This window comes from Streptomyces ruber (assembly GCF_014648075.1).
Taxonomy (GTDB): Bacteria; Actinomycetota; Actinomycetes; order Streptomycetales; family Streptomycetaceae; genus Streptomyces; species Streptomyces ruber.
Genome location: NZ_BMQK01000001.1, coordinates 371,346 through 397,890 on the forward strand (window position 1 = coordinate 371,346; position 26,545 = coordinate 397,890).

Sequence of the window (26,545 nt, forward strand, 5' to 3'; positions counted from 1 at the left end):
CCGTCCCGTGCCGTGTCAGTCCGGCCGCGGTCTCCAGGACGGGGACCGCGGCCGACGCGTGAACGGCCCCGGCGCCGGTCGGGCCGGGTCCGCGTCCGTCTCCGGGGTACCCGCCCCCTTATCGTTGATGGTGTCCGTACACTCCCCGGTCGAGAAAGGCCGTTGTCGTCATGGTGCAGATCAAGACCCCCGAGCAGATCGCGAAGATGCGCGAGGCGGGGCTGGTCGTCGCCGCCATCCACGCGGCCACCCGTGAGGCGGCGGTGCCGGGTGCCACCACCAAGGACATCGACCAGGTGGCCCGCAAGGTGCTCGCGGAGCACGGCGCCAAGTCGAACTTCCTCGGGTACGGCGGCTTCCCCGCCACGATCTGCACCTCCGTGAACGAGGTCGTGGTGCACGGCATCCCGGACGACAAGACCGTCCTGAAGGACGGCGACATCATCTCCATCGACTGCGGCGCGATCGTCGACGGCTGGCACGGCGACGCGGCGTTCACGGCCTTCGTGGGGTCCGGACACGCCCCGGAGCTGATCGAGCTCTCACGGGTGACCGAGGAGTCGATGTGGGCGGGCATCGCGGCGATGAAGCAGGGCAACCGGCTGGTCGACATCTCCCGCGCGATCGAGACGTACATCCGCCGCCAGCCCAAGCCGGGCGGCGGCAAGTACGGCATCGTCCAGGACTACGGCGGCCACGGCATCGGCACCGAGATGCACATGGACCCGCACCTGCTGAACTACGTGGAGCGCCGGCGCGGCAAGGGCCCGAAGCTGGTCCCCGGCTTCTGCCTCGCGATCGAGCCGATGGTGTCCCTAGGCACCCCGAAGACCGAGGTGCTGGAGGACGACTGGACCGTCATCACGACGGACGGCACGTGGTCCTCGCACTGGGAGCACTCGGTGGCGCTGACGGAGGAGGGCCCGCTGGTGCTGACGGCGCCGGACGGCGGGAAGGCGAAGCTGGCGGAGTACGGGGTGGTGGCGGCGCCGGATCCGCTGGGGTAGCGCTCCGCTGGTTGGGCGGTTCGTGTCTTGTCCGCGGGTGGGGTGGGGCCGGTCGCGCAGTTCCTCGCGCCCCTGGTCGGGTGGGGGTGGCCTGGGCGGTGGGGTGTGGGATCGCCGGTGTGTGCGGTCCGCCGGGGCCGGTTCTTGTCTGCGGGTGGGGTGGGGCCGGTCGCGCCGTTCCCCGCGCCCCTTTGGGGCGCTTCGGTGAATGGGGGGCTTAACGATCTGCGGGGATGGGCAGTCTCACCCGATTCGTTTTTCTGGGAGCTCTGACGTAGACTGACTCGTCGGCTCTTGTGCACCCGCATGTCCGTATGCGCCCGTGAGGGAAAAGTGCAGGGGTCGATCAAGGTAGTCGATTCCGAAGGGCGAAGCGTGGCCAAGAAGCAAGGTGCCATCGAGATCGAGGGCACTGTCGTCGAGTCTCTGCCGAACGCCATGTTCAAGGTCGAGCTCCAGAACGGCCACCAGGTCCTGGCACACATCAGCGGCAAGATGCGCATGCACTACATCCGCATCCTCCCTGACGACCGGGTCGTGGTGGAGCTGTCTCCGTACGACCTGACGCGTGGCCGGATCGTCTACCGCTACAAGTAGATCTTGCCCACGTCCCGCCCCGCGCGGGACCGCCGGCAACTGACCCGGAGAACCTCACCCCATGAAGGTCAAGCCGAGCGTCAAGAAGATCTGCGACAAGTGCAGGGTGATCCGCCGTCACGGCCGGGTCATGGTCATCTGCGACAACCCGCGCCACAAGCAGCGCCAGGGCTGACGCACGACCGCACCTCTGCATCCGCAGAACTCGCGCGACGCAAGCTGAACATGTTCATACGCAGGACCCGGACCGCCGCAGAGCGGTCCGACACCCCCGGTCGGAGGCCGGGGACCCAGTTCGTACCTGGTACGGCGGCTGGGGTCCGGTACTGCGGAAGACCTCCGAAAATCAACTGGAGCCATTGAATGGCACGCGTTTCCGGTGTTGACATCCCGCGCGACAAGCGCGTGGAGATCGCCCTCACCTACGTGTTCGGCATCGGCCGGACCCTTTCGAAGGAGACGCTGGCTGCGACCGGCGTCGACCCGAACACCCGCGTTCGCGACCTCTCCGAGGAGCAGCTCGTCGCGATCCGCGAGTACGTGGACAACAACATCAAGACCGAGGGTGACCTCCGTCGCGAGATCCAGGCCGACATCCGCCGCAAGGTCGAGATCGGCACCTACCAGGGTCTGCGCCACCGTCGTGGTCTGCCTGTCCGCGGTCAGCGCACCAGCACGAACGCCCGTACCCGCAAGGGCCCGCGTCGCGCCATCGCCGGCAAGAAGAAGCCGGGCAAGAAGTAGTCCGCAGCGGACACCTGTCCACGGTCTTCGCTGTAGGACCGACCACCTCCCGTAGGAGATAAGAGATGCCCCCCAAGGGTCGTCAGGGCGCCGCCAAGAAGGTGCGCCGCAAGGAAAAGAAGAACGTCGCTCACGGCCACGCGCACATCAAGAGCACGTTCAACAACACGATCGTCTCGATCACGGACCCGTCCGGCAACGTGATCTCCTGGGCCTCCGCCGGCCACGTCGGCTTCAAGGGCTCGCGCAAGTCCACCCCCTTCGCCGCGCAGATGGCCGCCGAGTCGGCCGCCCGCCGCGCGCAGGAGCACGGCATGCGCAAGGTCGACGTCTTCGTGAAGGGTCCGGGCTCGGGCCGCGAGACGGCCATCCGTTCGCTGCAGGCGACCGGTCTCGAGGTCGGCTCCATCCAGGACGTCACCCCCACCCCGCACAACGGCTGCCGTCCGCCGAAGCGCCGCCGCGTCTGACGCGCTGCCGCGAGGTATCGAGGTTTTCGGGCGGTACGGCTCCTGCCACGGGGCCGTATCGCCCGTACCCTTGCAGTATCCGCACCCCTCCGGTGCGGTTTGGTCGGGTGTCATATAGCGGGCGCCCACGACTGAAGGAAATGATCCACACATGCTGATCGCTCAGCGTCCCTCGTTGACCGAAGAGGTCGTCGACGAGTTCCGCTCCCGGTTCGTGATCGAGCCGCTGGAGCCGGGCTTCGGCTACACCCTCGGCAACTCCCTCCGCCGTACGCTCCTCTCCTCGATCCCGGGTGCGGCGGTCACGTCCATCCGCATCGACGGCGTTCTGCACGAGTTCACCACCGTGCCGGGCGTCAAGGAGGACGTCACCGACCTGATCCTCAACATCAAGCAGCTGGTCGTCTCCTCGGAGCACGACGAGCCGGTCGTGATGTACCTGCGCAAGCAGGGCCCGGGTCTGGTCACCGCCGCCGACATCGCGCCCCCGGCCGGTGTCGAGGTGCACAACCCCGACCTCGTCCTCGCCACGCTCAACAGCAAGGGCAAGCTGGAGATGGAGCTGACCGTCGAGCGCGGTCGCGGCTACGTCTCCGCCGTGCAGAACAAGCAGGTGGGCCAGGAGATCGGCCGTATCCCGGTCGACTCCATCTACTCGCCGGTGCTCAAGGTCACGTACAAGGTCGAGGCCACGCGTGTCGAGCAGCGCACCGACTTCGACAAGCTGATCGTCGACGTCGAGACCAAGCAGGCGATGCGTCCGCGTGACGCCATGGCCTCCGCCGGTAAGACGCTGGTCGAGCTGTTCGGTCTCGCCCGCGAGCTGAACATCGACGCCGAGGGCATCGACATGGGTCCGTCCCCGACGGACGCCGCCCTGGCCGCCGACCTCGCGCTGCCGATCGAGGAGCTCGAGCTCACCGTCCGGTCGTACAACTGCCTCAAGCGCGAGGGCATCCACTCCGTGGGTGAGCTCGTGGCACGGTCCGAGGCCGACCTGCTCGACATCCGCAACTTCGGTGCGAAGTCGATCGACGAGGTCAAGGCGAAGCTGGCGGGTATGGGCCTCGCGCTCAAGGACTCGCCTCCCGGGTTCGACCCGACCGCCGCCGCTGACGCCTTCGGCGCGGACGACGACGCGGACGCGGGCTTCGTGGAGACCGAGCAGTACTAGGAGCTCGGGCCTTCCGGTCCGTACTCGGGTGCGGGTGCGCTGTGCTTGAGCGCGCAGTTGCCCGCGCCCCTTCCGGGGCGCCCCTTCGGGGACGCCCCGGATCTCCGACAGGCGACCGCCTGCTCGGATACTGACTCCGGTACCTGATACGGCCGGGGCAGACACCTAGGAGAAACACCATGCCGAAGCCCACCAAGGGTGCCCGTCTGGGCGGCAGCGCCGCGCACGAGAAGCTGCTCCTCGCGAACCTCGCGAAGGCGCTCTTCGAGCACGGCCGCATCACGACCACCGAGGCGAAGGCCCGCCGTCTGCGGCCCTACGCCGAGCGTCTGGTCACCAAGGCGAAGAAGGGCGACCTTCACAACCGCCGTCAGGTGCTCCAGGTCATCACGGACAAGAGCGTCGTCCACACGCTCTTCACCGAGATCGGCCCGCGCTACGAGAACCGCCCGGGTGGCTACACCCGCATCACCAAGATCGGTAACCGCCGTGGCGACAACGCGCCCATGGCCGTCATCGAGCTGGTCGAGGCCCTGACCGTGGCCCAGGAGGCCACCGGTGAGGCCGAGGCGGCCACCAAGCGCGCCGTCAAGGAGGCCGACCAGGCCAAGGCCGAGGAGACCAAGGCCGAGGAGACCCCGGCTGAGGACACCAAGGCCGAGGACGCCAAGGCCGACGAGGCTCCGGCCGAGGAGTCCAAGGACGCCTGAGGCTCTGCCTGACGTCGACAGCGGGTCCGTCCTTCGGGGCGGGCCCGCTTTCGCGTACCGCGTACCTGAGAGGATCTGTGTGTGAGTGACGAGGTAGGGCCCGGTTTCGTACGGGTGCGGCTGGACCTGTCGTACGACGGGACCGGGTTCTCCGGGTGGGCCAAGCAGGCCGGCGGGCGCAGGACCGTGCAGGGGGAGATCGAGGACGCGCTCCGTACGGTCACGCGGTCGAAGGACACCACGTACGAGCTGACCGTGGCCGGGCGGACCGACGCCGGGGTGCACGCGCGCGGGCAGGTCGCCCATGTGGACCTGCCGGAGCCGCTGTGGGCCGAGCACAAGGACAAGCTGCTCAAGCGGCTGGCGGGGCGGCTGCCGAAGGACGTGCGCGTCTGGGGGCTCACCGAGGCGCCCGCGGGGTTCGACGCGCGGTTCTCCGCGATCTGGCGCCGGTACGCCTACCGGGTCACCGACCACCCCGGCGGCGTCGACCCGCTGCTGCGCCACCACGTGCTCTGGCACGACTGGCCGCTCGACGTGGAGGCGATGAACGAGGCGGCCCGGGCGCTGCTCGGGGAGCACGACTTCGCCGCCTACTGCAAGCGGCGGGAGGGCGCGACGACGATCCGTACGCTGCAGGAGCTGAGTCTCGTGCGCGGGGACGACGGGATCATCACGGCGACCGTGCGGGCCGACGCCTTCTGCCACAACATGGTGCGGTCGCTGATCGGGGCACTGCTGTTCGTCGGTGACGGGCACCGGCCGCCCGACTGGCCGGGCAAGGTGCTGGCCGCCGGGGTGCGGGACTCCGCCGTGCACGTCGTACGGCCGCACGGGCTGACCCTGGAGGAGGTCGGCTACCCGGCCGACGAGCTGCTGGCCGCGCGGAACAAGGAGGCGCGGAACCGGCGGACGCTGCCGACGGCGGGGTGCTGCTGAGGGACGCGGGCGGCTGAGCCGCCCGCGTTCACCGGTCGGCCGCGGCCGACGCCTGTGCCTCGCCCCGCCGGTGGATCTGGCGGTAGGTGAACTCCTGCAGGTCGTCGCCGATGGTGAAGGCCTCGGTGCTCTGCTGCGTCACGTCCTTGCCGTCGGTGAAACCGGCGGTGGTGAAGTAGGCGTAGCGCCCGTACGAGTTCGTCGTCGTACGGCAGACCGCCGTGCGGCAGAACGTGGGGACGCCGTCGCCGGGCAGCGAGGTGATGACGCTGCCCTCGGCCCCCGCGGCCTGCCTGGCCTTGGTGGCCTGCGCCTCGCTGTCGAACAGGGCGACGCCGACCGTGACGGCGACGCCGTCCTTGCTGTACGTGACGCGCAGCACCCGGGTGCAGCCGTTGGCGGTCAGCGCCTGGACCATGGGGCCCTGCGCGACCGAGGCGCAGTCGTCCGTGGAGGCCGTGGCGCCCTTCTGGTAGACCGTGTCGCCCATGGTCAGGCGCGTGCCCGGGAAGACGCTCTCGGGGCTGATCGGCGCCGTGTCCTTCCGGGCGCTGGTGATGAAGTCCTTCGGGTCCAGCGGGGGCGGGGCCGAGGTCGGGGCGAACGACGGCTCGGCGGCGCTCGCGCTCGGGATGTCCGCGCCGGCCGACGCGTCGCCGGTGGGTCTGTCCGTGGCCTCGGCCTTGCCGTTCGCGCTGACGACGGCCACGGCGACGGCGGCTCCGACCGCGACGGTGGCGAGGGCGCCGCCGCCGATCAGCATCAGGCGGCGGCGTTTGTTGCGGGCCTCGGACGCCTCGGCGAGCGCCGCCCAGTCAGGGGTGTCGTCGCTCTGCGCGGAGAACTGCGGCTGCTGGGACGTCGGTTTCCAGGGGTCCCACTGAGGCCCCCCTTGCCCAAAACTCATGCGCCGATTTTAAGCGGGTACCGGGTGTTCCTGTCCGGCCGCGTACGGCACTTGAGCCTCCGCCGTTCCCCTGCCGTGACCTGAGCGGTGCCGCCAACGGTGACAAGGGTGACGACCGGTGACGATACGGACGGTGTGAATTCGGTCGCCGGGTGTGCTCGCATGAGCCGGCCGGGTGGCCGGCGCGGGACCGTGCCCGGCGCACCGTTTTGACCCGTCCGGGGAGGCGGGGCTATTCTTCTTGTTCGTTGTGTGTATTGGCTTGCTCATTCTCACGTGAGGGGCCCTTACACCGGTCCCCGGGCCGATGACCAGCGACCTGCACGCGGTTTGCGTCACCGTGGTGCGGTCAGGGCTGTCGTGATCGTCTTCGGTGACCTTTGTCTGGAACCTCACTGAAGAAGCGAAGGCTACGAACCGTGCGTACGTACAGCCCCAAGCCCGGCGATGTGACGCGTCAGTGGCACGTCATCGACGCTCAGGACGTCGTCCTGGGCCGTCTGGCCACCACTGCCGCCACCCTGCTGCGTGGCAAGCACAAGCCGATCTACGCGCCGCACGTCGACGCTGGTGACTTCGTCATCATCATCAACGCCGACAAGGTGCACCTGTCCGGCAACAAGCGGACCCAGAAGATGGCGTACCGCCACTCCGGCTACCCGGGTGGTCTGCGCTCCGTCCGCTACGACGAGCTGCTGGCGAAGAGCCCCGAGAAGGCGGTGGAGAAGGCCGTCAAGGGCATGCTCCCCAAGAACAGCCTCGGCCGTCAGATGCTCTCGAAGCTGAAGGTCTACTCGGGCGACCAGCACCCGCACGCTGCCCAGCAGCCGGTGCCGTTCGAGATCACCCAGGTCGCGCAGTAAGTCCGGCCACCCCCTAAGACTGAAAGAATCTGAGGAGAATCGTGGCCGAGACCACCGCTGAGCAGCCGATCGACGAGACCGTCGACATCGACAGCTACACCACCGAGACCGAGGTGCCCGTCGAGGGCGAGTACACCTCCGAGTCCCTCGCCTCCCGCTTCGGCGAGCCGCAGCCGGCCGCCGGCCTGGGCCGCCGCAAGAACGCCATCGCCCGCGTCCGGATCGTTCCGGGCTCCGGCAAGTGGAAGATCAACGGTCGCACCCTCGAGGACTACTTCCCGAACAAGGTGCACCAGCAGGAAGTCAACGAGCCCTTCAAGGTGCTCGAGCTCGAGGGCCGCTACGACATCGTCGCCCGCATCGCGGGTGGCGGCGTCTCCGGCCAGGCCGGTGCCCTCCGTCTGGGCGTCGCCCGCGCCCTGAACGAGGCCGACGTCGACAACAACCGCGGCCCGCTCAAGAAGGCCGGCTTCCTCCGCCGCGACGACCGTGCGGTCGAGCGCAAGAAGGCCGGTCTCAAGAAGGCCCGCAAGGCTCCGCAGTACAGCAAGCGCTAAACCGCGCTCGCTGCGCCGCGCGCAGCATGTATCGCATCGCCCCGGCGGCACTTCCCGTGCCGCCGGGGCGGTTCGTTTACGAGGGACACGGCCCAGGTCGTCCAGGAGGCGACACCGGTTCGAACACCGGCCTGCGCCACAACCACCAGCGGGTGAAGTGAGTCGGACAGGCTGGAAACAGGCCCGGGGCGTATACGTGGTCCGGGCGACGCCTGACACTCGGGCGTGGGCCGCACAATCTTCAGCAAGTTCGGAGGACACCACAGTGGGACGACTCTTCGGCACGGACGGCGTGCGCGGTGTCGCCAACGCGGATCTGACGGCCGAGATGGCCCTCGGCCTCTCCGTCGCGGCGGCGCACGTGCTCGCCGAGGCGGGTACGTTCGCGGGCCACAAGCCGGTGGCGGTGGTCGGACGGGATCCGCGCGCGTCCGGGGAGTTCCTGGAGGCCGCCGTGGTGGCGGGCCTCGCCAGCGCGGGCGTGGACGTCCTGAGCGTCGGGGTGCTGCCCACCCCGGCCGTCGCCCACCTCACCGGGGCGCTCGGCGCGGACCTCGGCGTGATGCTGTCCGCCAGCCACAACGCCATGCCCGACAACGGCATCAAGTTCTTCGCCCGCGGCGGCCACAAGCTCGCCGACGATCTGGAGGACCGGATCGAGGCCGTGTACGAGGAGCACCGCACCGGAGCGCCGTGGGACCGGCCCACGGGCGCGGGCGTCGGGCGCGTCAGGGCGTACGGCGAGGGCTTCGACCAGTACGTGGAGCATCTGACCGGGGTGCTGCCGCACCGCCTCGACGGCCTGAAGGTCGTCCTCGACGAGGCGCACGGCGCGGCCGCCCGGGTCTCGCCCGAGGCCTTCAAGCGCGCGGGCGCCGAGGTGATCACCATCGGCGCCGAGCCCGACGGACTCAACATCAACGACGGCTGCGGCTCCACCCACCTGGACCTGCTGCGCGCCGCCGTGGTCGAGCACGGCGCGGACCTCGGCATCGCGCACGACGGCGACGCCGACCGCTGCCTCGCCGTGGACCACGAGGGCACCGAGGTCGACGGCGACCAGATCCTCGCCGTGCTCGCGCTGGCGATGCGGGAGCGGGGCGCGCTGCGCTCGGACACCGTCGTCGCGACCGTCATGTCCAACCTGGGCTTCAAGCTCGCCATGGAGCGGGAGGGCATCGGGGTCGTCTCCACGGCGGTCGGCGACCGGTACGTGCTGGAGGAGATGAAGGAGCACGGCTACGCCCTCGGCGGCGAGCAGTCCGGGCACGTGATCATCTCGGACCACGCCACCACCGGCGACGGCACGCTCACCGGGCTGCTGCTGGCGGCCCGGGTGGCAGAGACCGGCCGCGGTCTCAAGGACCTTGCGTCCGTGATGGAGCGGCTGCCGCAGGTGCTGATCAACGTGCCCGACGTCGACAAGTCGCGGGTCCGTACGTCCGGGGAACTGTCCACCGCCGTGTCCGAGGCCGAGCGGGAGCTGGGTGCCACCGGGCGGGTGCTGCTGCGGCCCTCCGGCACCGAGCCGCTGGTCCGGGTCATGGTCGAGGCCGCGGACCTGGAGCAGGCGCGTTCCGTGGCGGGGCGGCTGGCGGACGTGGTGAAGTCGGCGCTCGGTTAGCCGCGGTTGGCCTTCGTCGCCGTACGCGCGCGCTGCCTGGCCCAGAACCACTTCTGGGCCAGCAGCGTGAGCGTGCCGGCCACGATGATGCCCAGCAGGTTCAGCAGGAGCTGCTCGGTGGAGCCCCAGGTCTGGCCGGTGTCGCCGTAGCTCAGGGCGACGGCCGCGTTGGCGGCGGCCGGGACCGTCGTCACGGAGATGGCCACGCCGATCAGCAGGCCGGACTTGGCCGAGGTCAGCGACAGGGTGCCGGCGATGCCCGCGAGGACCGCCACGACGAGGGAGAACGCGTCGGGGGCGTACACGAAGCCGGTGGCCGGCCGCTCGCCCTGCAACCGGCTCTCGCTGAACAGCCCGACCGCGTCCATGAACAGGCTGAATCCCACCGTCACCGCCATGGCCACCGCGAAGCCCACCAGCAGTGCGACCAGCGAGCGTGCGGCCAGGCGGTGCTGCCGCCGGACCACGGCGGTGGAGATCCCGGCCAGCGGGCCGAACTCGGGTCCGACCGCCATCGCGCCCACGATCAGCACCGCGTTGTCGAGCACCACGCCGCAGGCCGCGATCATGGTGGCCAGCGTGATGAACGCGAGGTAGGTGAAGGAGAGCGTCGACTCCTCGTGCGTCTCCTCCACCAGGTGCTCCCACAGCACCGCGTCCGCGCCCTCGCCCGGGGCCTCCCTCTCGGCCCGGTCGGCGCGCCGGGACAGGGTCAGACCGACGCCGTCGACGGCGATGGACCCCGAGTGGTCGATCCCCAGCTCCTTCAGCCCGGTGAGCAGTTCGTCGCCCGCCTCGCGGGCCACGTCGCACATCACGACGTCGCCCGCCGGTTCGCGGGCGGCGCCCGGCAGGACGACGAGGTGGGTGGTGCCGACCGTCCGCTCGATCAGCCGGACCACGTCGTCGGTCCTGCCGGACGGGGTGAGGAGGCGCAGGTGCAGCATGCCCGCAGGGTAGCCGCGCGAGGTGACGCGGGTGGCGGGGTCAGAGCTTGCGCAGGCGGAGCCGCTGCACCTTGTGGTCGGGGCCCTTGCGCAGGACCAGGGTGGCGCGGCCGCGCGTCGGGGCCACGTTCTCGGTGAGGTTCGGCCGGTTGATCGTCCGCCAGGTGGTGCGGGCGTAGTCGAGGGCCTCCTCCTCCGAGACCTGGGTGTACTTGCGGAAGTACGACGACGGGTCCTGGAAGGCCGTCTCGCGCAGCTTGCGGAACCGGTTGAGGTACCACCGCTCGATGTCCTCGGTGCGGGCGTCGACGTACACGCTGAAGTCGAAGTAGTCGGCGAGACCGACCCGGGTGCGGCCGTCCTTGCCGGGCAGGGCGGGCTGGAGGACGTTGAGGCCCTCGACGATGAGGATGTCGGGGCGGCGCACCGTGAGCTTCCGTCCGGGCACGATGTCGTAGATCAGGTGGGAGTAGACGGGCGCCGTCACCTCGGGCTTGCCCGCCTTGACGTCGGCGACGAAACGGGTCAGGGCGCGGCGGTCGTACGACTCGGGGAACCCCTTGCGCGACATCAGGCCGCGGGCCTGGAGCTCGCGGGTGGGAAACAGGAAACCGTCGGTGGTGACCAGCTCGACGCGCGGGTGCTCGGGCCAGCGGGAGAGCAGGGCCTGGAGCAGACGGGCGACCGTGGACTTGCCCACGGCGACCGAGCCGGCGACGCCTATGACGAAGGGGGTGCCGGACTGGGAGCCCTGCTCGCCGAGGAAGGTGTTCAGGGCACTCCTGAGCCCGTCCGTGGCGCCGACGTACAGATTGAGCAGGCGCGACAGCGGCAGGTAGATGTCACGGACCTCGTCGAGGTCGATGACGTCGCCCAGGCCGCGCAGTTTCTCCACCTCCTCCGCAGTGAGCGGCAGGGGAGTCTTGTCCCTGAGGGCGCTCCACTCGGTACGGGTGAGGTCGACGTAGGGAGTCGCCTCCGGCCTGGGCCGGTGGGCGCTCCGCGGCAACGAGGAGACCGGTGAGTTCACGCTCCATTGTTACGGGCGTGCGAACGGGGCGGCGGGGTGGAGTGCGTCACTGGTCCGTCACGTGACGCGTCTCATGTGACGCTTGTGTCCGTTGTATCCCATGTGTCGACATGTGGTCTCGGTACGCAGGGGGTCTGTGTGTGAATCGTGGATGTAATCTGCATCCACTGACGACGGGGGGTGCGGTTCGGATGTTCAAAGCCCTGCGCATACGGGGATGGGGCGCCGCTCGCCGGAGATCCGGTCGATCCGGACGCGACGGCACCGATCACGCGGGCCGCGTGCTCAGCGAGCTGGCGACGGACCTGCCGGACGAGGACCTGACCGAGGACCTCGACGATTCGCTTGACATGTACCGGATGGGAAGTAAGCCGCCGGGCGAGGAGGCGGAGTACCTGGAGATGCTCCGGGAGGCCAGGGACCGGATCGAGCGGGGGTACTGAGCGGGCGGGCCGCGCCACCGGTACCGGCACCGGTGGCGCTACCGCTACCGGTCAGGCGCCGCTGATGTCGCGCCAGACGGCCGGGATCGCCTCCGCCACGTCATGGGCGCCCGCCGGGGCGCCGTCCGCGGCGTGCCGGCCCGCGAGGCCGTGGACGTACGCGGCCGCGCCCGCCGCGTCCAGGGCGGACAGCCCGGAGGCCAGCAGCGAACCGGCGAGACCGGACAGGACGTCACCGCTGCCCGCGGTGGCCAGCCACGGCGTGCCGGTCGGATTGACGCGGACCGTGCCGCCGTCCGGGCCGGCGATCAGTGTGGTCGACCCCTTGAGGAGCACGGTCGCCCGGTAGCGCGCGGCGAGCTCGCGCACCGCCGGCAGACGCGCCCCCTCCACCTCCTCGCGCGCCGTGCCGAGCAGCGCGGCGGCCTCGCCCGCGTGCGGGGTCATCAGGGTGGGCGCGGTCCGGGCCCGTACGGCGTCCCGGTCGGCGAGCCGCAGACCGTCCGCGTCCAGGAGCACGGGTACGTCGCTGTCGAGCACCTCGGCCACGGGCCCCGCGTCGTCCCCGGCGCCCGGACCCACGACCCAGGCCTGCACCCGGCCGGCCCGTCCCGGCCCCTGGTCGGACACGAGGGTCTCCGGGAAACGGGCGATCACTGCCTTACCGGCCGGGCCCACGTACCGCACGGCTCCGGCGCCGCCGCGCAGCGCGCCCCACACGGCGAGGACGGCCGCGCCCGGATAGCGGGCCGACCCGGCGGCGATGCCCACGACGCCCCGGCGGTACTTGTCGCTCTCGGCGGAGGGCCGGGGGAGCAGCGCGGCGACGTCGGCGTGCTGCAACGCCTCCAGCTCGCCCTCGGCGGGCAGGTCGAGCCCGATGTCGACGAGACGTACGGACCCGGCGTACTCGCGCCCCGGGTCGATCAGCAGCCCCGGCTTGTGCGTGCCGAACGTGACGGTCAGGTCGGCGCGGACGGCGGGACCGCGCACCTCGCCGGTGTCGGGCTCGATGCCGCTGGGGAGGTCCACGGCGACGACCGCGGCGCGGGCGGCGGCGGCCCGCTCGGCCAGCGCGGCGGCGTCGGGGCGCAGCCCGCCCCTGCCGCCGATCCCGACGATGCCGTCGACGACGAGGTGGGCCCGGTCGATGTGCTGTCCGGCGGTACCGGGCCGGGCGACCGTGCCGCCCGCCCGGCGCAGCGCGGCCAGCCCGCCGGGGTGCGCGCGGTCGGGGCTGAGCAGCACGGCCGTGACGCCCGCGCCGCGCCGGGCCAGCCGGGCCCCGGCGTACAGGGCGTCGCCGCCGTTGTCGCCGCTGCCGACGAGCAGCACGATCCGGCTGCCGTAGACGCGGCCGAGCAGATCGGCACAGGCGGCGGCGAGCCCGGCGGCGGCGCGTTGCATGAGGGTGCCGTCGGGGAGGCGGGCCATGAGGTCGCGTTCGGCGGCTCGGACGGTGTCGACGGTGTACGCGGTACGCATGCTGTCGAGTGTCCCCCGGAAACGGCCGGTCCTGCAGTGCCCGGCCCGGACGGCTAGCCCTCGGCGATCACGACCGCCGAGGCCACGCCCGCGTCGTGGCTCAGCGAGACGTGCCAGGAGGTGACGCCCAACTCGGCGGCGCGGGCGGCCACCGTGCCGGTCACCCGGAGCCGGGGCCGCCCGCTGTCCTCGACGTAGACCTCGGCGTCCGTCCAGTGCAGCCCCGCCGGGGCGCCGAGCGCCTTGGCGAGGGCCTCCTTCGCAGCGAACCGGGCGGCGAGGGAGGCGGTGCCGCGGCGCTCCCCGCCGGGCAGCAGCAGCTCGCTCTCCAGGAAGAGCCGCCGGGCCAGCGAGGGAGTGCGCTCCAGGGATGCGCCGAAGCGCGCGATCTCGGCCACGTCGATGCCGACCCCGATGATGCTCATGGGGAGCAGCCTATGGGCTGGTCACCTCTGGTCGGATCCCGCAGCGGGAGCGTCCGGCTCCTCGTCGAACAGGTCCTCCGCGCGCTCGACCGTTCCGGCCCGGTTGAGCCAGTCGTCCATGCGGAACAGATCGGTGCACGTGGTGATGCGCCGGCGCAGGTCGTCGGAGACGGGGAGACCGCGCAGCTCCAGAATGCGCAGGACGCCCTTGGCTTCGCCCCTGGCCTCGCCCTTGGCCAGTCCTGCGGCTTCGCCCTTGGCCAGCCCTGCGGCTTCGCCCTTGGCCAGCCCTTCGGCCTCGCCCTTGGCCTTGCCGTCCAGGTAGGCCTCCTCGTAGATCGTGCCCCTGCCCGGGAAGTACGTGATGACCATCTTCGCCAGCTCTCTCCATGTCTCGCGGGCCGGAGTGTCCTCCAGTCCGATGTCTACCCATTCCGACCAGTACGTGGCCGTGGCTTTGTCGAATGACCGCATCCCGCGGGCGAGCAACTCCAGTATGGGAGCGATGTCCTTGCTCTCGCTGTGCACGACGGCACTGAGCGTCGCAAGGGCTGGTTCCCGCGCCACCTCCGACTCGTCGGTGATGCGGGGGACGGTGTCCGGGCCCAGGACGAAGGGGCGGGTGACCTGCGTCGCCCAGGGCCCGACCCGGCACTCGAAGGGGCCGGCCGCCCAGGTCGCGGTGGACCGGTTGCGGCAGACGGTGACGAGCAGTACCGGCAGGTCGAACTTGGCGTGCAGATAGCTCACGTAGTACGCCCAGTTGGCTCCCTTGTCCGGAGCGCGCTTGGTCTGGGCCTCGATGGCGAGCAGGAAGCCGTCGCCCTCGGACGGCTCCACCTTCAGCACCGTGTCGACGCGGCGCTCCAGCGGTCGGATCTCGGTCGCGTCGGGCGTGAGGGCTTCGATGACCGCCTTCAGGGGCGGCGGAAGTCCCAGTGCCTCGAAGACGGGAGCGAGGACCTCCGGATGATCTTGGAAGATCCGGTGCGAGGTCTCGTGGGTGGATGTGACCATGTGCGCAACCTTGGGGGAGTGCGGGAGCAGCCGTACCGGCAATCGGGGGTAATCACCCGTTCGAGGGGCGGAGGTGCGTTCACGCCGCCCCGGTCAGCTCGCACCACACGTACTTTCCCCGGTTGCCGTTCCTGGTCAGCGGCTGCCATCCCCACAGGTCGGCGCAGGCCCGGATCAGTTCCAGTCCGCGGCCGTCTTCCGGTTCGGTGGCTGACTCGGGTGGAGGGGACGGCTCCAGTGGCCGGGGGTCGGCGTCCCAGGCGCCGATGCGCAGGACGCCTGCCGACCAGCCCACCCGTAGGGCTGCGGGGCTCTCGGTGTGGCGTACGGCGTTGGTGATCAGCTCGGTGGCCAGGAGTTCGGCCAGGTCGGTCAGGTGGGCCAGGCCGTGCAGGGTGAGGATGAGGCGGAGGGTGCGGCGGCTGATCGTGACGGCGCGGGGGTCGTGGGGGATGTTGAGGGAGTACTCCCAGTGATCGTGTCCGGGCATGCGGCAACTCCGTTGGTGGTGTGAGGGGTTGCGGTAGGCGGGCGGTGGCAGTGCCGCAGCCGTCGTGGCAGGACGGAGTGGTGCGCTTCCGGGGTCCCGGTGTTCCGCAGCGTGTGCGTCGCGACACTCAACGTAGGTCTATAGATTCATGTCGAGCATGCCGATCGCGTAATCTGACTCCGAACGGGTCGCCCTTGCCGACGCGTTGAACGGAGGGGCACCAATGGCCTTGAGGCGTGAGCCCACGGCGCGGCAGACGCGTCTGGCCACCGAACTGCGGAGGCTTCGCGACGCCGCGGGCCTCACCGCGCGCGAGGCCGCGGCGCTGCTGGGAGTGGGCGCTGCCCAGATCAGCCATATCGAGTCGGCACTCGCCGGCGTGAGTGAGGCGAGGCTGCGCCGTCTCGCAGCCCACTACGCCTGCACGGACGCCGCGTTCATCGACGCCCTGGTCGTCATGGCGACCAACCGGACACGCGGTTGGTGGGAGGACTACCGGGGCCGGCTCCCCACGATGTACATGGACCTCGCCGAGCTGGAGCACCACGCCACGCATCGGCGTGACGTGGAGTTCCTCTACATTCCCGGCCTGCTCCAGACGGAGGACTACGCCCGCGCGGTCTTCTCGTACCAGGTTCCCGCACTGCCTGGCAGCGAAGTGGATCTGCGTGTCCGTCATCGGATGGAGCGCAAGGTCATCACGGAAGGCCCGGCCCCGGTTCCGTACGAAGCGGTGATCCACGAAGCGGCGCTGCGCATCAGGGTCGGCACCCGGAGTGCGGCACGGGCCCAGCTCGCGCGGGTTCTGGAACTCTCCGAGGCGGACCACGTCACCGTGCGGGTCATCCCGTTCGAACTGGATGGTTTCGCGGGCGCCTGGAGCACAATGATGCTGGTGGGCGGAGCGGTTCCCAGACTGGACACTGCTGTTCGCGATGCGCCTCACGGCACGGTTCTCATCGATTCCGAGGCGCAACTCGGCGTCTTTCGAACGCTCTTCCATAAGGTGGAGAGGGTGTCACTCGACGTCGAGCGGTCGCGTGACTTCATCCACAGGTTGGCCAAGGAACTGTGAGGCGTGTCGTGATCACTCCCGGCAACTGGCGTAAGTCGTCCTACTCCGGCGGAGGTGAGGGCAACAACTGCGTGGAGATAGCGAACTCGCGGACCCACATCACCATCCGCGACTCGAAAACCCCGGCCAGGACCCCCCTCACCGTCCCGGCCGGAGCCTTTGTCGCCTTCATCGGCGCGCTGAAGAGCGCGCCGGTCAGCCCAGCTTCTTGAGCTGGGCGTCCAGGACGGCCGTCGGGAACTCGAAGTCCTCGCCGGTCGCGGCGGAGGCCAGGTTCGCGGCGCTGACGGAGGCGACGGTGGCGCCCTTGCGCACCACGACGGCCTTGAAGGGCATCGTCGTGCCGCCCTCGACGGTCACCGTCAGGGTCATCGCGACGGCCTCGTCCGCACCCTTGGGCGCCTCGGTCCCGGCGACCTTCGTGACGGGAAGCTCCTGGCCCAGCGCGGTGGCGGTGAAGCCGCCGGCGCACTTCTCCAGGGCCGCCTTGGTGTCCTTGAACACCGTCTCGGCGCCGCCGTCCTCGTAGGAGGCGAGCGTCACGACGGCCTTCTCGGCGTCGAGGCCGGCCAGCATGGCGTCCTCGGACGAGGCGTCGGCGCCGGACGGCTTCTCGGCCTCTCCCTCATAGATCCGCTTCACCGTCGCCACGGGCTCGCCCTGGGCGGCGCCGGCCTGGACGAAGGCGAGCGGCGCGCAGGCCGCGTTGTCGGTCTTGACCTGGTCTGTCGTGACGTCGTCCGCCCCGGTGACCTCGGTCTCGACCTCGCCGCCCTCGACGTCCCCCTGCGCCAGCGCCGCCTTCTCCAGGTCCGCGGCGCTCAGCGCCTTCGCGGCGGCGGGCTCCGCGGCCGCCGCCGAGGCGGAGGCCGTGGTCTCGCTCTTGGTGCCGGCCGCCTCGGCGCCCTCGTCGGACGAGCCGCCGCAGGCGGTGGCGAGGAGGGCGAGGGTGGCGGCCGAGGCGGCGAGGCCGACGCGGCGAACAGCGGTGGTTCTCACGTGAGTTGGTTCTTTCTCTCCCCCACCGCGGTGAGTCCGCGGTGCTTTACCCGCACATTACTCACAGCGGCTTCACAAACAATCACGCGTTCGCCGACCGGTATCCGACTGTGACGTGTTCTCACTCCACCGTGACCGATTTCGCCAGGTTCCGCGGCTGGTCCACCTCGTTCCCCCGGGCCGTCGCCAGCTCGCAGGCGAACACCTGCAACGGCACCGTCGCCACCAGCGGCTGGAGGAGGGTCGGTGTGACGGGGATGCGGACCAGGTGGTCGGCGTACGGGACCACCGCCTCGTCGCCCTCCTCCGCGATGACGATCGTGCGGGCGCCCCGCGCGCGGATCTCCTGGATGTTGGAGACGACCTTGTCGTGCAGGACCGAGCGGCCCCGTGGGGACGGCACGACGACCACGACCGGCAGGTCCTCCTCGATCAGCGCGATCGGGCCGTGCTTCAGCTCGCCCGCCGCGAAGCCCTCGGCGTGCATGTAGGCCAGTTCCTTGAGCTTCAGGGCGCCCTCCAGGGCCACGGGATAGCCCACGTGGCGGCCGAGGAACAGCACCGTGTCCTTGTCCGCCAGGGTGCGCGCCAGGTCCCGTACCGGTTCCATCGTCCCGAGGACCTCCTCCACCGCGCCCGCGATGTGCGACAGGTCCCTCACGACCGCCTGGATCTCGTCGCCCCACTTCGTGCCGCGCACCTGCCCCAGGTACAGCGCCACCAGGTAGCACGCCACCAGCTGGGTGAGGAACGCCTTCGTGGACGCGACCGCCACCTCCGGGCCCGCGTGCGTGTACAGCACCGCGTCCGACTCGCGCGGGATCGTCGAACCGTTGGTGTTGCAGATCGCCAGCACCTTGGCGCCCTGCTCGCGGGCGTGCCGCAGCGCCATCAGGGTGTCCATGGTCTCGCCGGACTGGGAGATCGCGACGACGAGGGTGCGGGGGTCCAGGATCGGGTCGCGGTAGCGGAACTCGCTCGCCAGCTCCACCTCGCACGGGATGCGCGTCCAGTGCTCGATGGCGTACTTGGCGATGAGGCCCGCGTGGAACGCCGTACCGCACGCGACGATCACCACCTTGTCCATCTCGCGCAGCTCCGAGGCGGTGATCCGCACCTCGTCCAGGGAGAGGGACCCGGCCGCGTCGATACGGCCGAGCAGGGTGTCGGCGACCGCCCTGGGCTGCTCGGCGATCTCCTTGAGCATGAAGTAGTCGTAGCCGCCCTTCTCGGCGGCCGACGCGTCCCAGCCCACGTGGTAAGCGCGCGCGTCGTCGGCGGGCCGGCCGTCGAAGCCGGTGATCCTGATCGCGTCCCGGCGCAGCTCCACCACCTGGTCCTGGCCCAGCTCGACCGCCGACCGCGTGTGCGCGATGAACGCGGCGACGTCCGAGGCGAGGAAGGATTCGTCCTCGCCGACGCCCACCACGAGCGGTGAGTTCCGCCGCGCCCCGACCACCACGTCCGGGTCGTCCGCGACCACGGCGACCAGTGTGAACGCGCCCTCCAGCCGGAGGCTCACCAGCCGCATGGCCTCCGCGAGGTCCGCGCACGAGGAGAACTCCTCGGCCAGCAGATACGCGACCACCTCGGTGTCCGTCTCGGAGCGCAGGTCGTGGCCCCGGTCCGCCAGCTCGGCCCGCAGCGCGGCGAAGTTCTCGATGATCCCGTTGTGGACGACGCCCACCCGGCCCGCGCCGTCGAGGTGCGGATGGGCGTTCACGTCGGTGGGGCCGCCATGGGTGGCCCAGCGGGTGTGGCCGATGCCCGTGCCGCCGGCCGGCAGCGGACGGACGCTCAGTTCCTTCTCCAGATTGACCAGTTTCCCGGCCTTCTTCGCGGCGGCCAGGCTCCCGTCGGCCAGGACCGCGACGCCCGCCGAGTCGTAGCCCCGGTACTCCAGCCGCTTGAGGCCGGCGAGAACGACGTCCAGCGCGGAGCGCCCGCCCACGTACCCCACGATTCCGCACATACCAACCCTTTCGGCCCGCCGGATCGCTGCTGTCCGCAGTCGCGCATGCCCTCTGAGTGCTGCGTGCTGCGTGGCGATATGTTCGCAGTCGTCGGGGATGTCGCGTAACCGGTGCGCGGGCGGAGCCGGGCGGAGCCCCGGTTCGGAGGAGCCGGGAACCGGCCGCGGTCCCGGTCCGGGTGAGCCGGGGGCTCTCGTGCCCCTCTGAGACACTGGGGGCGTTATGACTGGTACGACGACACCGCATCCGCCGAGCGCGCCGCTCAGGGCCCGCGCCGAGATCGACCTCGCCGCCCTGCGGGCCAATGTGCGCGCGTTGCGCGCCCACGCACCGAAGGCGCAGCTCATGGCCGTCGTCAAGTCCGACGCGTACGGCCACGGAGCGGTGCCGTGCGCCCGCGCGGCGCTGGAGGCGGGGGCGGCCTGGCTGGGCACGGCCACGCCCGAGGAGGCGCTGGCCCTGCGCGCGGCCGGGCTGCCGGGGCGCCTCATGTGCTGGCTGTGGACGCCGGGCGGCCCGTGGCAGGAGGCCGTCGAGGCCGATGTCGACGTGTCGGTCAGCGGGCTGTGGGCGCTGCGGGAGGTCACCGGGGCCGCGGCCCGGGCGGGCGTACGCGCGCGCGTGCACCTCAAGGCCGACACGGGGCTCGGCCGCTCCGGCTGCCAGCCCCACGACTGGCCGGAGCTCGTCGCCGCCGCGCTGCGCGCCGAGGCCGACGGGCTGATCCGGGTCGTCGGGCTCTGGTCGCACTTCGCCTGCGCCGACGAGCCCGGCCACCCCTCCGTCGCGGCCCAGCTCACCCGCTTCCGCGAGATGGTCGCGCACGCCGAGGAGCGGGGCGTCCGCCCCGAGGTGCGGCACATCGCCAACTCGCCGGCCACCCTCACGCTGCCCGAGGCCCACTTCGACCTCGTACGCACCGGGATCTCGCTCTACGGCATCTCGCCCAGTCCCGAGGTCGGCACCCCGGCGGACTTCGGGCTGCGTCCGGTGATGACGCTCAGTGCCTCGCTCGCCCTGGTGAAGCACGTCCCGGGGGGCCACGGCGTCAGCTACGGGCACCACTACACCACCCCGGGCGCCACCACCCTCGGCCTCGTGCCCGTCGGGTACGCGGACGGCATCCCGCGCCACGCCTCCGGCACCGGACCGGTGCTGGTGGCCGGCAAGTGGCGCACGGTCGCGGGGCGGATCGCGATGGACCAGTTCGTGGTCGACCTGGGCGGGGACGAACCGCCCGTCGGCGCGCGGGCCGTGCTCTTCGGACCGGGTGACGCGGGCGAGCCCACCGCCGAGGACTGGGCGAAGGCGGCGGGCACCATCGCGTACGAGGTCGTCACGCGCATCGGAACGCGCGTTCCCCGCGTCTATACGGACAATGGCGACCTTCAGGGCAGCGTCGACGCCGCTGTGTGAAGCACGGACGACCGCTCACGTTAATCCGCACCGTACGGGTGACCCCATAGGTATGCGGACCGCGAGCGCAGCACCACCACGACCAGAGGACGACACGAGACGCACCGGGGGGCCGGACAGGTCACCTGGTCGCGGCGGACGGGAGCGGGACGTGAGCGAGAGCAGCGCGGAGGCGATGGAGGCGGTCGCGGACGCGGCCGCCTCCGGCGCCGCATCCTGGCGCCGGGCCGGCCTCGCGGGCGCGGCCATAGGCGTGGTGGCCGCGGGGGCCGCCGCCGGAGTCGCCATCGAACGGCTCACCGTGGGACGCGGCATGCGCAGGAAGGCGCGGCTCGCACTCGACTCGGCCGGTCCCTACGGGGCGCTGCGCGGCACGCCCGGCAAGGCGCAGGCGGACGACGGCACCGAGCTGTACTACGAGGTGGACGAGGTCGAGCAGGACGCCGGCCTCGGCCCGCGCAGGCGCCGGCTCTTCGGGCGCAGGACCCCGGCCCCCGTCACCGTCGTCTTCAGCCACGGTTACTGCCTCAACCAGGACTCCTGGCACTTCCAGCGGGCCGCGCTGCGCGGGGTGGTGCGGACCGTGCACTGGGACCAGCGCAGCCACGGGCGCTCGGGGCGCGGCGCGGCCCAGCTGGAGGACGGGACGCCGGTCTCCATAGACCAGCTCGGCCGCGATCTGAAGGCGGTCATCGACGAGGCCGCGCCCCGGGGGCCGATCGTGCTGGTCGGGCACTCCATGGGCGGCATGACGGTGATGGCGCTGGCCGCCCAGTTCCCGGAGCTGGTCCGGGAGCGGGTCGTGGGCGTCGCCCTCGTGGGCACGTCGTCGGGGCGGCTCGGCGAGGTGAACTTCGGGCTGCCGGTCGCGGGCGTCAACGCCGTACGGCGGGTCCTCCCCGGAGTGCTGAAGGCGCTCGGGCAGCGGGCCGAACTGGTGGAGAGAGGCCGCCGGGCCACGGCCGACCTGTTCGCCGGGATCATCAAGCGGTACTCGTTCGCGACGCGGGACGTGGACCCGTCGGTCGCGCGCTTCGCCGAGCGGATGATCGAGGGCACCCCGATCGACGTGGTCGCCGAGTTCTACCCGGCCTTCAACGACCACGACAAGACCGAGGCGCTGGCCCACTTCGCCGGCCTGCCGGTGCTCGTCCTGGCCGGGGTCGACGACCTGGTCACCCCGAGCGGGCACAGCGAGGCGATCGCCGACCTGCTCCCCGACGCCGAACTGGTGCTCATACCGGACGCCGGGCACCTGGTGATGCTGGAGCACCCCGAGGCCGTCATAGACCGGCTCGCCGACCTCCTCACGCGCGCGCGGGAGAGGGCGCGCGGTGCGGGAGGCTACCGTGGGGGCCATGGAAGCACCAGCAGCACCGTCCACCCCCGCTGAGGTTCCCGTGCCGGACGCCACCGCCGAACTGACCGTCGACTCCCCGGACGAGATGCGGGAGCTGGGCCGCCGCCTCGCCGGGCTGCTGCGCGCGGGCGACCTCGTGATGCTCACCGGGGAGCTCGGCGCCGGCAAGACGACCCTGACCCGGGGGCTCGGCGAGGGACTGGGCGTGCGGGGGGCGGTCACCTCCCCGACGTTCGTCATCGCGCGCGTGCACCCCTCCCTGGCGGACGGGCCGCCGCTCGTCCACGTCGACGCGTACCGCCTGGGCGGCGGGCTCGACGAGATGGAGGACCTCGACCTCGACGTGTCCCTGCCGGACTCGGTGGTCGTCGTGGAGTGGGGCGAGGGCAAGGTCGAGGAGCTGACCGAGGACCGTCTGCACCTGCTGATCCACCGGGCGGCGGGCGACACGACGGACGAGGTGCGGCACGTCACCCTGACGGGTGTCGGGGAACGGTGGGCGGCGACGGACCTGAGCGTTCTCGCCTCCTGAGGACCACGACGGCGGCACGGCCCGCGACGCGGCCGGGCCCGGGTGCGAAGGCACCCGGGCCCGGCCGCGTCGTTTCACGGCTCCCGCGCGTTAACCGACAAGGCGTCGGGAAGATATTGCGTTCCGGGTCCCGGGCGTGGTCACATGGTATCCAGTCCGTGGTTAGGTTTACCTAACCATGCCCGCCCCCACGTCCAGGAGGCGTCCATGCAGGCTTCAGAGCACGCTCCGGAACGCGACGAGGCGCTGCCGCGCACGCCGCCCGCCACGAAGGCGCCGGGAACGGCCGGAGTGCCGATGCGGGACCTGCTGGCGTCGTGCGCCGCCGCCAGGGTGATCTCCACACCCCCGAGCGCCCCTGCTGCCGCGTACCCGGCGCGGGGGGAGCGGCGGCACCCCGAGGCCGCGTAGCCGCCGCGCGCCTACTTCACCACGACGACCGTGGCCCCGATCGTCGCGAACTCCCACATCGCCGCGCCGTCCTCGCGGGACTCCCGGATGCCGCCCGTCCTCGCGGTCGGGTCGGGCGAGGGCGTGGAGCCGTCGACCGCGGCGCTGAAGCCGATCGGGACGCCGTCGACCGTCGTGAAGAGGACGACGTTCTCGATGGGCACGCCGTCGGAGCCGGTGACCGCGTTGTTGCGGGAGGTGACCTGGTACGTGCCCGGGGCCGGCTCGACGGGGCTCGGGGTGACCGTGAAGGTGCGCCGGACCTTCCCGTCCGCGCCGACCAGCCACACGCGGTCCGCGCCGAGCGCGTACACGACCCGCTCGCCGAGGCCGGAGTCCGCGGGCAGGGCCGTCGGGTCCTGCGTCGGCGAGGGCGCCGGCGACCCGGTGGACCCCGGTGCCGCCGAGGCCGAGGCGGCCGGCCGGCCCAGGTCGTCGGGCACGTTGGCCGACGCCTGGTAGGCGAGGAAACCGACTGCGGCGATGGCCGCCGCGGTGAGCCCGGCCACAAATCCCGAGCTGCTACTGGCCACCTTCTGCGCCCACCCTTCGAACGTCCGTGCGTCATCAATATCACTGGTGCGTACGTCTCGCAGTGACGGTAGCAGCAGGGGAGGGGCGGGCCGGGTCGGCAGCCTGTCCGGCTCGGGCGCCGTAGGCTGTTTGCGTGCTCTTGCTCGCTCTGGATACCGCCACTCCCGCCGTCACCGTCGCCCTGCACGACGGGACGGCCGTCGTCGCCTCGTCGAGCCAGGTGGACGCGCGCCGGCACGGGGAGCTGCTGCTGCCCGCCGTCGACCGGGTCCTGGCCGAGGCGGGCACACGCCTCGACGCCGTCACCGCCGTCGTCGTCGGCACCGGACCCGGCCCGTACACCGGGCTGCGCGTCGGCCTGATGACCGCCGACACCTTCGGCCTCGCCCTCGGGGTCCCCGTCCACGGCCTGTGCACGCTGGACGCCCTCGCCTTCGCCACCGACCTCGACGGGCCGTTCGTCGTGGCGACGGACGCCCGCCGCAAGGAGGTGTACTGGGCGCGCTACGCGGACTCCCGCACCCGCGTCACCGAGCCCGCCGTCGACCGCCCCGCGGACATCGCCGACGAGGTCGCCGGACTGCCCGCCGTCGGCGCGGGCGCGCTGCTCTACCCGGACACCTTCTCCGAGGCGCACGGGCCGGAGCACGTGTCGGCCGCCGCGCTCGCCTCCCTGGCGGCCGGGAGACTGGCCGCGGGGGAGGAGCTGCCCGCGCCCCGGCCCCTGTACCTGCGCCGCCCCGACGCGCAGGTGCCCAAGAACTACAAGGTGGTCACCCCCAAGTGACCGCGACCGGAACCACGAGCGCCGCGCTGCGCGAGATGCGCTGGTGGGACATCGATCCCGTGCTGGAGCTGGAGCGGGACCTCTTCCCCGAGGACGCCTGGTCGCGCGGGATGTTCTGGTCGGAGCTGGCCCACGCGCGCGGGCACGGGGCGACACGGCGGTACGTCGTGGCCGAGGAAGCGGCCGGACCGGCCGCGGAGGAGCGGCCCCGGCTGGTCGGCTACGCGGGCCTCGCCGCCTCCGGCGATCTGGCCGACGTGCAGACGATCGCCGTCGCCCGCGACCACTGGGGCACCGGCCTCGGCGGACGGCTGCTGGCCGAACTGCTCCGCGCGGCCACCGCCTTCGAGTGCGCCGAGGTGATGCTCGAGTGCCGGGTCGACAACACCCGGGCCCAGCGGCTGTACGAGCGCTTCGGCTTCGAACCCATCGGTTTCAGACGCGGCTACTACCAGCCGGGGAACGTGGACGCCCTGGTGATGCGGCTGACCGACCCTGCAACCTCCGTGAACCCCGAAAACGGCGTACAAGGAACCGAGATCAATGGCTGACCCACGACGCGACGAGCCGCTCGTCCTCGGCATCGAGACCTCCTGCGACGAGACCGGCGTAGGCATCGTCCGCGGGACCACCCTGCTCGCGGACGCGATCGCGTCCAGCGTCGACGAGCACGCGCGCTTCGGCGGCGTCGTCCCCGAGGTCGCGTCCCGCGCGCACCTGGAGGCGATGGTGCCCACCATCCGGCGCGCGCTGAAGGAGGCGGGCGTCAGCGCCAAGGACCTGGACGGCATCGCGGTCACCGCGGGCCCCGGTCTCGCGGGCGCGCTGCTCGTCGGCGTCTCGGCCGCGAAGGCGTTCGCGTACGCGCTCGGCAAGCCCCTGTACGGCGTCAACCACCTGGCCTCGCACATCTGCGTGGACCAGCTGGAGCACGGCCCGCTGCCCGAGCCCACGATGGCGCTGCTGGTCAGCGGCGGCCACTCGTCGCTGCTGCTGTCCACGGACATCACCGCCGACGTGAAGCCCATGGGCGCGACCATCGACGACGCGGCCGGCGAGGCCTTCGACAAGGTCGCGCGCGTGCTGAACCTGGGCTTCCCGGGCGGCCCCGTCATCGACCGGTACGCGCGCGAGGGCGACCCGGAGGCCATCGCGTTCCCGCGCGGGCTGACCGGGCCGCGCGACGCGGCGTACGACTTCTCCTTCTCCGGTCTGAAGACGGCCGTGGCCCGCTGGATCGAGGCGAAGCGGGCGGCGGGCGAGGAGGTGCCGGTGCGGGACGTGTCCGCGTCCTTCCAGGAGGCCGTGGTGGACGTGCTGACCCGCAAGGCCGTGCGCGCCTGCAAGGACCAGGGCGTCGACCACCTGATGATCGGCGGCGGGGTCGCGGCCAACTCCCGGCTGCGCGCCCTCGCCCAGGAGCGCTGCGAGGCCGCCGGCATCCGGCTGCGGGTGCCCCGGCCGAAGCTGTGCACGGACAACGGCGCCATGGTCGCCGCGCTCGGCGCCGAGATGGTCGCCCGCAACCGCGCCGCCTCCGACTGGGACCTCTCCGCGGACTCCTCCCTGCCGGTGACCGACCCGCACGTACCCGGTCACCAGCACACACACGGACACGACCACGTGCACGAAGTCAGCAAGGAGAACCTGTACTCGTGACCGTCGCCCTGATGTGGGAGGCCCGGGCCGTCGAGGGGCGGGGGGACGAACTCCTCGCCTGGGCCCGCGCCCAGGAGCTGCCGCGGGCGCCGCTGCGCCGCGAGACCTTCCGCGCGCCCCGGGACCGGGTCCTCGTCATCACCTGGTGGGACGCCGCGTACGACGCCGAACTCCCCGAACTGCCGGAACCGACGGGCGACTTGGTCACCCGCGCGGTGCACCGCTGGCGGTTCGAGTCGGCGGGCGTGTCGGGCGGCCGAGACGACGGGGCGGCGGCGTCGCGGTCGTAGTCTGGGAGGCGCCAGGTGCAAGCCGGGTCCTCACCGAGGGG

The 26,545-nt window shown here is 71.6% G+C and carries 32 protein-coding genes; 22 read left to right on the forward strand and 10 right to left on the reverse strand.

Going from position 1 to position 26,545, the window contains the following annotated elements:
• Window positions 1-170: 170 nt before the first annotated feature.
• The 8 genes from map (at window position 171) to truA (ending at window position 5,641) form a co-directional block, all read left to right on the forward strand.
• Entirely contained in the window at window positions 171-1,007 is an 837-nt protein-coding gene (gene map / locus IEZ04_RS01800) for a type I methionyl aminopeptidase (RefSeq protein WP_189214799.1), read from the forward strand.
• 375 nt (window positions 1,008-1,382) lie between these two features.
• Window positions 1,383-1,604, forward strand: coding sequence for a translation initiation factor IF-1 (infA, locus tag IEZ04_RS01805; protein WP_003948620.1), 222 nt, complete (start codon window positions 1,383-1,385; stop codon window positions 1,602-1,604).
• A gap of 61 nt (window positions 1,605-1,665) precedes the next feature.
• On the forward strand, window positions 1,666-1,779 hold the full coding sequence (rpmJ, locus tag IEZ04_RS01810) for a 50S ribosomal protein L36 (RefSeq protein WP_003974245.1): 114 nt from the start codon (window positions 1,666-1,668) through the stop codon (window positions 1,777-1,779).
• A gap of 188 nt (window positions 1,780-1,967) precedes the next feature.
• The gene (gene rpsM, locus IEZ04_RS01815) at window positions 1,968-2,348 is read left to right on the forward strand and encodes a 30S ribosomal protein S13 (RefSeq protein WP_014674386.1); all 381 of its coding nucleotides are present in this window, start codon (window positions 1,968-1,970) and stop codon (window positions 2,346-2,348) included.
• A gap of 65 nt (window positions 2,349-2,413) precedes the next feature.
• Entirely contained in the window at window positions 2,414-2,818 is a 405-nt protein-coding gene (gene rpsK, locus IEZ04_RS01820) for a 30S ribosomal protein S11 (RefSeq protein ID WP_003956432.1), read from the forward strand.
• A 151-nt stretch (window positions 2,819-2,969) separates the two neighbouring features.
• A complete protein-coding gene (locus IEZ04_RS01825) occupies window positions 2,970-3,992 on the forward strand; it encodes a DNA-directed RNA polymerase subunit alpha (RefSeq protein ID WP_031080491.1) in 1,023 nt (340 codons plus the stop codon).
• Window positions 3,993-4,171: 179 nt separating this feature from the next.
• Window positions 4,172-4,702, forward strand: a complete 531-nt coding sequence (gene rplQ, locus IEZ04_RS01830; protein WP_189214800.1) for a 50S ribosomal protein L17 — start codon at window positions 4,172-4,174, stop codon at window positions 4,700-4,702.
• An 81-nt stretch (window positions 4,703-4,783) separates the two neighbouring features.
• A complete protein-coding gene (gene truA, locus IEZ04_RS01835) occupies window positions 4,784-5,641 on the forward strand; it encodes a tRNA pseudouridine(38-40) synthase TruA (protein WP_189214801.1) in 858 nt (285 codons plus the stop codon).
• A 28-nt stretch (window positions 5,642-5,669) separates the two neighbouring features.
• Here the strand turns inward: truA and IEZ04_RS01840 are convergent, their stop codons facing one another.
• Window positions 5,670-6,548: a hypothetical protein gene (locus IEZ04_RS01840; protein ID WP_189214802.1), complete on the reverse strand. Its 879-nt coding sequence runs from the start codon at window positions 6,546-6,548 to the stop codon at window positions 5,670-5,672.
• A 419-nt stretch (window positions 6,549-6,967) separates the two neighbouring features.
• On the opposite strand from IEZ04_RS01840, the gene rplM reads away from it, so the two are divergent.
• From rplM to glmM, 3 genes are all read left to right on the forward strand, one after another.
• Window positions 6,968-7,411, forward strand: coding sequence for a 50S ribosomal protein L13 (gene rplM / locus IEZ04_RS01845; RefSeq protein WP_189214803.1), 444 nt, complete (start codon window positions 6,968-6,970; stop codon window positions 7,409-7,411).
• A 41-nt stretch (window positions 7,412-7,452) separates the two neighbouring features.
• Window positions 7,453-7,968 (forward strand): 30S ribosomal protein S9, encoded by a 516-nt coding sequence (gene rpsI / locus IEZ04_RS01850; RefSeq protein ID WP_189214804.1) that lies wholly within the window; start codon window positions 7,453-7,455, stop codon window positions 7,966-7,968.
• 265 nt (window positions 7,969-8,233) lie between these two features.
• Window positions 8,234-9,592 carry a phosphoglucosamine mutase gene (gene glmM, locus IEZ04_RS01855; protein ID WP_189214805.1) on the forward strand — a complete coding sequence of 453 codons (1,359 nt, stop codon included), beginning with the start codon at window positions 8,234-8,236 and terminating at the stop codon, window positions 9,590-9,592.
• Here the strand turns inward: glmM and IEZ04_RS01860 are convergent.
• Both IEZ04_RS01860 and coaA read right to left on the reverse strand, forming a co-directional pair.
• Window positions 9,589-10,539: a DUF389 domain-containing protein gene (locus tag IEZ04_RS01860; protein ID WP_189214806.1), complete on the reverse strand. Its 951-nt coding sequence runs from the start codon at window positions 10,537-10,539 to the stop codon at window positions 9,589-9,591. The genes glmM and IEZ04_RS01860 overlap by 4 nt on opposite strands.
• 40 nt (window positions 10,540-10,579) lie before the next feature.
• Window positions 10,580-11,569: a type I pantothenate kinase gene (coaA, locus tag IEZ04_RS01865; RefSeq protein ID WP_189214807.1), complete on the reverse strand. Its 990-nt coding sequence runs from the start codon at window positions 11,567-11,569 to the stop codon at window positions 10,580-10,582.
• Between the two features lie 281 nt (window positions 11,570-11,850).
• Here coaA and IEZ04_RS35745 point away from each other — a divergent pair, with 281 nt between their 5' ends.
• Complete coding sequence (locus IEZ04_RS35745) at window positions 11,851-12,012, forward strand: hypothetical protein (RefSeq protein WP_189214808.1); 162 nt, start codon at window positions 11,851-11,853, stop codon at window positions 12,010-12,012.
• A 51-nt stretch (window positions 12,013-12,063) separates the two neighbouring features.
• Here IEZ04_RS35745 and IEZ04_RS01875 read toward each other — a convergent pair whose 3' ends face one another.
• The 4 genes from IEZ04_RS01875 to IEZ04_RS01890 all read right to left on the reverse strand — a co-directional run bounded on the left by IEZ04_RS01875 (window position 12,064) and on the right by IEZ04_RS01890 (window position 15,429).
• Entirely contained in the window at window positions 12,064-13,497 is a 1,434-nt protein-coding gene (locus IEZ04_RS01875) for an NAD(P)H-hydrate dehydratase (RefSeq protein ID WP_189214809.1), read from the reverse strand.
• A gap of 53 nt (window positions 13,498-13,550) precedes the next feature.
• The gene (locus IEZ04_RS01880; protein ID WP_189214810.1) at window positions 13,551-13,922 is read right to left on the reverse strand and encodes a holo-ACP synthase; all 372 of its coding nucleotides are present in this window, start codon (window positions 13,920-13,922) and stop codon (window positions 13,551-13,553) included.
• A 21-nt stretch (window positions 13,923-13,943) separates the two neighbouring features.
• A complete protein-coding gene (locus IEZ04_RS01885) occupies window positions 13,944-14,939 on the reverse strand; it encodes an RpnC/YadD family protein (protein ID WP_189214811.1) in 996 nt (331 codons plus the stop codon).
• Between the two features lie 79 nt (window positions 14,940-15,018).
• Window positions 15,019-15,429 carry an ATP-binding protein gene (locus IEZ04_RS01890; RefSeq protein WP_189214812.1) on the reverse strand — a complete coding sequence of 137 codons (411 nt, stop codon included), beginning with the start codon at window positions 15,427-15,429 and terminating at the stop codon, window positions 15,019-15,021.
• Between the two features lie 223 nt (window positions 15,430-15,652).
• On the opposite strand from IEZ04_RS01890, the gene IEZ04_RS01895 reads away from it, so the two are divergent.
• Both IEZ04_RS01895 and IEZ04_RS01900 read left to right on the forward strand, forming a co-directional pair.
• The gene (locus IEZ04_RS01895) at window positions 15,653-16,504 is read left to right on the forward strand and encodes a helix-turn-helix domain-containing protein (RefSeq protein ID WP_189214813.1); all 852 of its coding nucleotides are present in this window, start codon (window positions 15,653-15,655) and stop codon (window positions 16,502-16,504) included.
• The gene (locus IEZ04_RS01900) at window positions 16,501-16,716 is read left to right on the forward strand and encodes a DUF397 domain-containing protein (RefSeq protein WP_373296236.1); all 216 of its coding nucleotides are present in this window, start codon (window positions 16,501-16,503) and stop codon (window positions 16,714-16,716) included. Before IEZ04_RS01895 ends, IEZ04_RS01900 begins: the two co-directional genes overlap by 4 nt.
• On the opposite strand, the gene IEZ04_RS01905 is transcribed toward IEZ04_RS01900, so the two are convergent.
• Both IEZ04_RS01905 and glmS read right to left on the reverse strand, forming a co-directional pair.
• Window positions 16,700-17,503 (reverse strand): hypothetical protein, encoded by an 804-nt coding sequence (locus IEZ04_RS01905; protein WP_189214814.1) that lies wholly within the window; start codon window positions 17,501-17,503, stop codon window positions 16,700-16,702. The genes IEZ04_RS01900 and IEZ04_RS01905 overlap by 17 nt on opposite strands.
• Window positions 17,504-17,624: 121 nt before the next feature.
• Window positions 17,625-19,475 (reverse strand): glutamine--fructose-6-phosphate transaminase (isomerizing), encoded by a 1,851-nt coding sequence (glmS, locus tag IEZ04_RS01910; protein ID WP_189214815.1) that lies wholly within the window; start codon window positions 19,473-19,475, stop codon window positions 17,625-17,627.
• A 223-nt stretch (window positions 19,476-19,698) separates the two neighbouring features.
• Here glmS and alr point away from each other — a divergent pair, with 223 nt between their 5' ends.
• From alr to IEZ04_RS01930, 4 genes are all read left to right on the forward strand, one after another.
• Window positions 19,699-20,892 (forward strand): alanine racemase, encoded by a 1,194-nt coding sequence (gene alr / locus IEZ04_RS01915; RefSeq protein ID WP_189214816.1) that lies wholly within the window; start codon window positions 19,699-19,701, stop codon window positions 20,890-20,892.
• A gap of 151 nt (window positions 20,893-21,043) precedes the next feature.
• Window positions 21,044-22,285 (forward strand): alpha/beta fold hydrolase, encoded by a 1,242-nt coding sequence (locus tag IEZ04_RS01920; RefSeq protein ID WP_189214817.1) that lies wholly within the window; start codon window positions 21,044-21,046, stop codon window positions 22,283-22,285.
• Window positions 22,251-22,784: a tRNA (adenosine(37)-N6)-threonylcarbamoyltransferase complex ATPase subunit type 1 TsaE gene (gene tsaE / locus IEZ04_RS01925; RefSeq protein WP_189214818.1), complete on the forward strand. Its 534-nt coding sequence runs from the start codon at window positions 22,251-22,253 to the stop codon at window positions 22,782-22,784. The genes IEZ04_RS01920 and tsaE overlap by 35 nt, the downstream gene beginning before the upstream one ends.
• Before the next feature lie 207 nt (window positions 22,785-22,991).
• The gene (locus IEZ04_RS01930) at window positions 22,992-23,195 is read left to right on the forward strand and encodes a hypothetical protein (RefSeq protein WP_189215420.1); all 204 of its coding nucleotides are present in this window, start codon (window positions 22,992-22,994) and stop codon (window positions 23,193-23,195) included.
• A gap of 11 nt (window positions 23,196-23,206) precedes the next feature.
• Here IEZ04_RS01930 and IEZ04_RS01935 read toward each other — a convergent pair whose 3' ends face one another.
• A complete protein-coding gene (locus IEZ04_RS01935) occupies window positions 23,207-23,767 on the reverse strand; it encodes a hypothetical protein (RefSeq protein WP_189214819.1) in 561 nt (186 codons plus the stop codon).
• A gap of 134 nt (window positions 23,768-23,901) precedes the next feature.
• On the opposite strand from IEZ04_RS01935, the gene tsaB reads away from it, so the two are divergent.
• The 4 genes from tsaB to IEZ04_RS01955 are packed head-to-tail and all read left to right on the forward strand — an operon-like array spanning window position 23,902 to window position 26,504.
• Entirely contained in the window at window positions 23,902-24,555 is a 654-nt protein-coding gene (tsaB, locus tag IEZ04_RS01940) for a tRNA (adenosine(37)-N6)-threonylcarbamoyltransferase complex dimerization subunit type 1 TsaB (RefSeq protein ID WP_189214820.1), read from the forward strand.
• A gap of 35 nt (window positions 24,556-24,590) precedes the next feature.
• Entirely contained in the window at window positions 24,591-25,106 is a 516-nt protein-coding gene (rimI, locus tag IEZ04_RS01945; protein WP_189215356.1) for a ribosomal protein S18-alanine N-acetyltransferase, read from the forward strand.
• On the forward strand, window positions 25,099-26,214 hold the full coding sequence (gene tsaD, locus IEZ04_RS01950; RefSeq protein WP_189214821.1) for a tRNA (adenosine(37)-N6)-threonylcarbamoyltransferase complex transferase subunit TsaD: 1,116 nt from the start codon (window positions 25,099-25,101) through the stop codon (window positions 26,212-26,214). The genes rimI and tsaD overlap by 8 nt, the downstream gene beginning before the upstream one ends.
• On the forward strand, window positions 26,211-26,504 hold the full coding sequence (locus IEZ04_RS01955; RefSeq protein ID WP_189214822.1) for a hypothetical protein: 294 nt from the start codon (window positions 26,211-26,213) through the stop codon (window positions 26,502-26,504). The genes tsaD and IEZ04_RS01955 overlap by 4 nt, the downstream gene beginning before the upstream one ends.
• The last annotated feature ends 41 nt before the right edge of the window (window positions 26,505-26,545 follow it).

What these genes read in the sequence shown, in the direction of transcription:
- IEZ04_RS01840 (WP_189214802.1), bottom strand. Translation starts at nt 6,548, where the DNA reads ATGAGTTTTGGGCAAGGGGGGCCTCAGTGGGACCCCTGGAAACCGACG.
- alr (WP_189214816.1), top strand. Translation starts at nt 19,699, where the DNA reads ATGACTGGTACGACGACACCGCATCCGCCGAGCGCGCCGCTCAGGGCC.
- IEZ04_RS01930 (WP_189215420.1), top strand. Translation starts at nt 22,992, where the DNA reads ATGCAGGCTTCAGAGCACGCTCCGGAACGCGACGAGGCGCTGCCGCGC.
- rplQ (WP_189214800.1), top strand. Translation starts at nt 4,172, where the DNA reads ATGCCGAAGCCCACCAAGGGTGCCCGTCTGGGCGGCAGCGCCGCGCAC.
- rimI (WP_189215356.1), top strand. Translation starts at nt 24,591, where the DNA reads ATGCGCTGGTGGGACATCGATCCCGTGCTGGAGCTGGAGCGGGACCTC.
- rpsK (WP_003956432.1), top strand. Translation starts at nt 2,414, where the DNA reads ATGCCCCCCAAGGGTCGTCAGGGCGCCGCCAAGAAGGTGCGCCGCAAG.
- IEZ04_RS01825 (WP_031080491.1), top strand. Translation starts at nt 2,970, where the DNA reads ATGCTGATCGCTCAGCGTCCCTCGTTGACCGAAGAGGTCGTCGACGAG.
- IEZ04_RS01885 (WP_189214811.1), bottom strand. Translation starts at nt 14,939, where the DNA reads ATGGTCACATCCACCCACGAGACCTCGCACCGGATCTTCCAAGATCAT.
- rpmJ (WP_003974245.1), top strand. Translation starts at nt 1,666, where the DNA reads ATGAAGGTCAAGCCGAGCGTCAAGAAGATCTGCGACAAGTGCAGGGTG.
- glmS (WP_189214815.1), bottom strand. Translation starts at nt 19,475, where the DNA reads ATGTGCGGAATCGTGGGGTACGTGGGCGGGCGCTCCGCGCTGGACGTC.
- IEZ04_RS01875 (WP_189214809.1), bottom strand. Translation starts at nt 13,497, where the DNA reads ATGCGTACCGCGTACACCGTCGACACCGTCCGAGCCGCCGAACGCGAC.
- IEZ04_RS01880 (WP_189214810.1), bottom strand. Translation starts at nt 13,922, where the DNA reads ATGAGCATCATCGGGGTCGGCATCGACGTGGCCGAGATCGCGCGCTTC.
- tsaD (WP_189214821.1), top strand. Translation starts at nt 25,099, where the DNA reads ATGGCTGACCCACGACGCGACGAGCCGCTCGTCCTCGGCATCGAGACC.
- IEZ04_RS01895 (WP_189214813.1), top strand. Translation starts at nt 15,653, where the DNA reads ATGGCCTTGAGGCGTGAGCCCACGGCGCGGCAGACGCGTCTGGCCACC.
- IEZ04_RS01860 (WP_189214806.1), bottom strand. Translation starts at nt 10,539, where the DNA reads ATGCTGCACCTGCGCCTCCTCACCCCGTCCGGCAGGACCGACGACGTG.
- rpsM (WP_014674386.1), top strand. Translation starts at nt 1,968, where the DNA reads ATGGCACGCGTTTCCGGTGTTGACATCCCGCGCGACAAGCGCGTGGAG.
- tsaE (WP_189214818.1), top strand. Translation starts at nt 22,251, where the DNA reads ATGGAAGCACCAGCAGCACCGTCCACCCCCGCTGAGGTTCCCGTGCCG.
- map (WP_189214799.1), top strand. Translation starts at nt 171, where the DNA reads ATGGTGCAGATCAAGACCCCCGAGCAGATCGCGAAGATGCGCGAGGCG.
- IEZ04_RS01890 (WP_189214812.1), bottom strand. Translation starts at nt 15,429, where the DNA reads ATGCCCGGACACGATCACTGGGAGTACTCCCTCAACATCCCCCACGAC.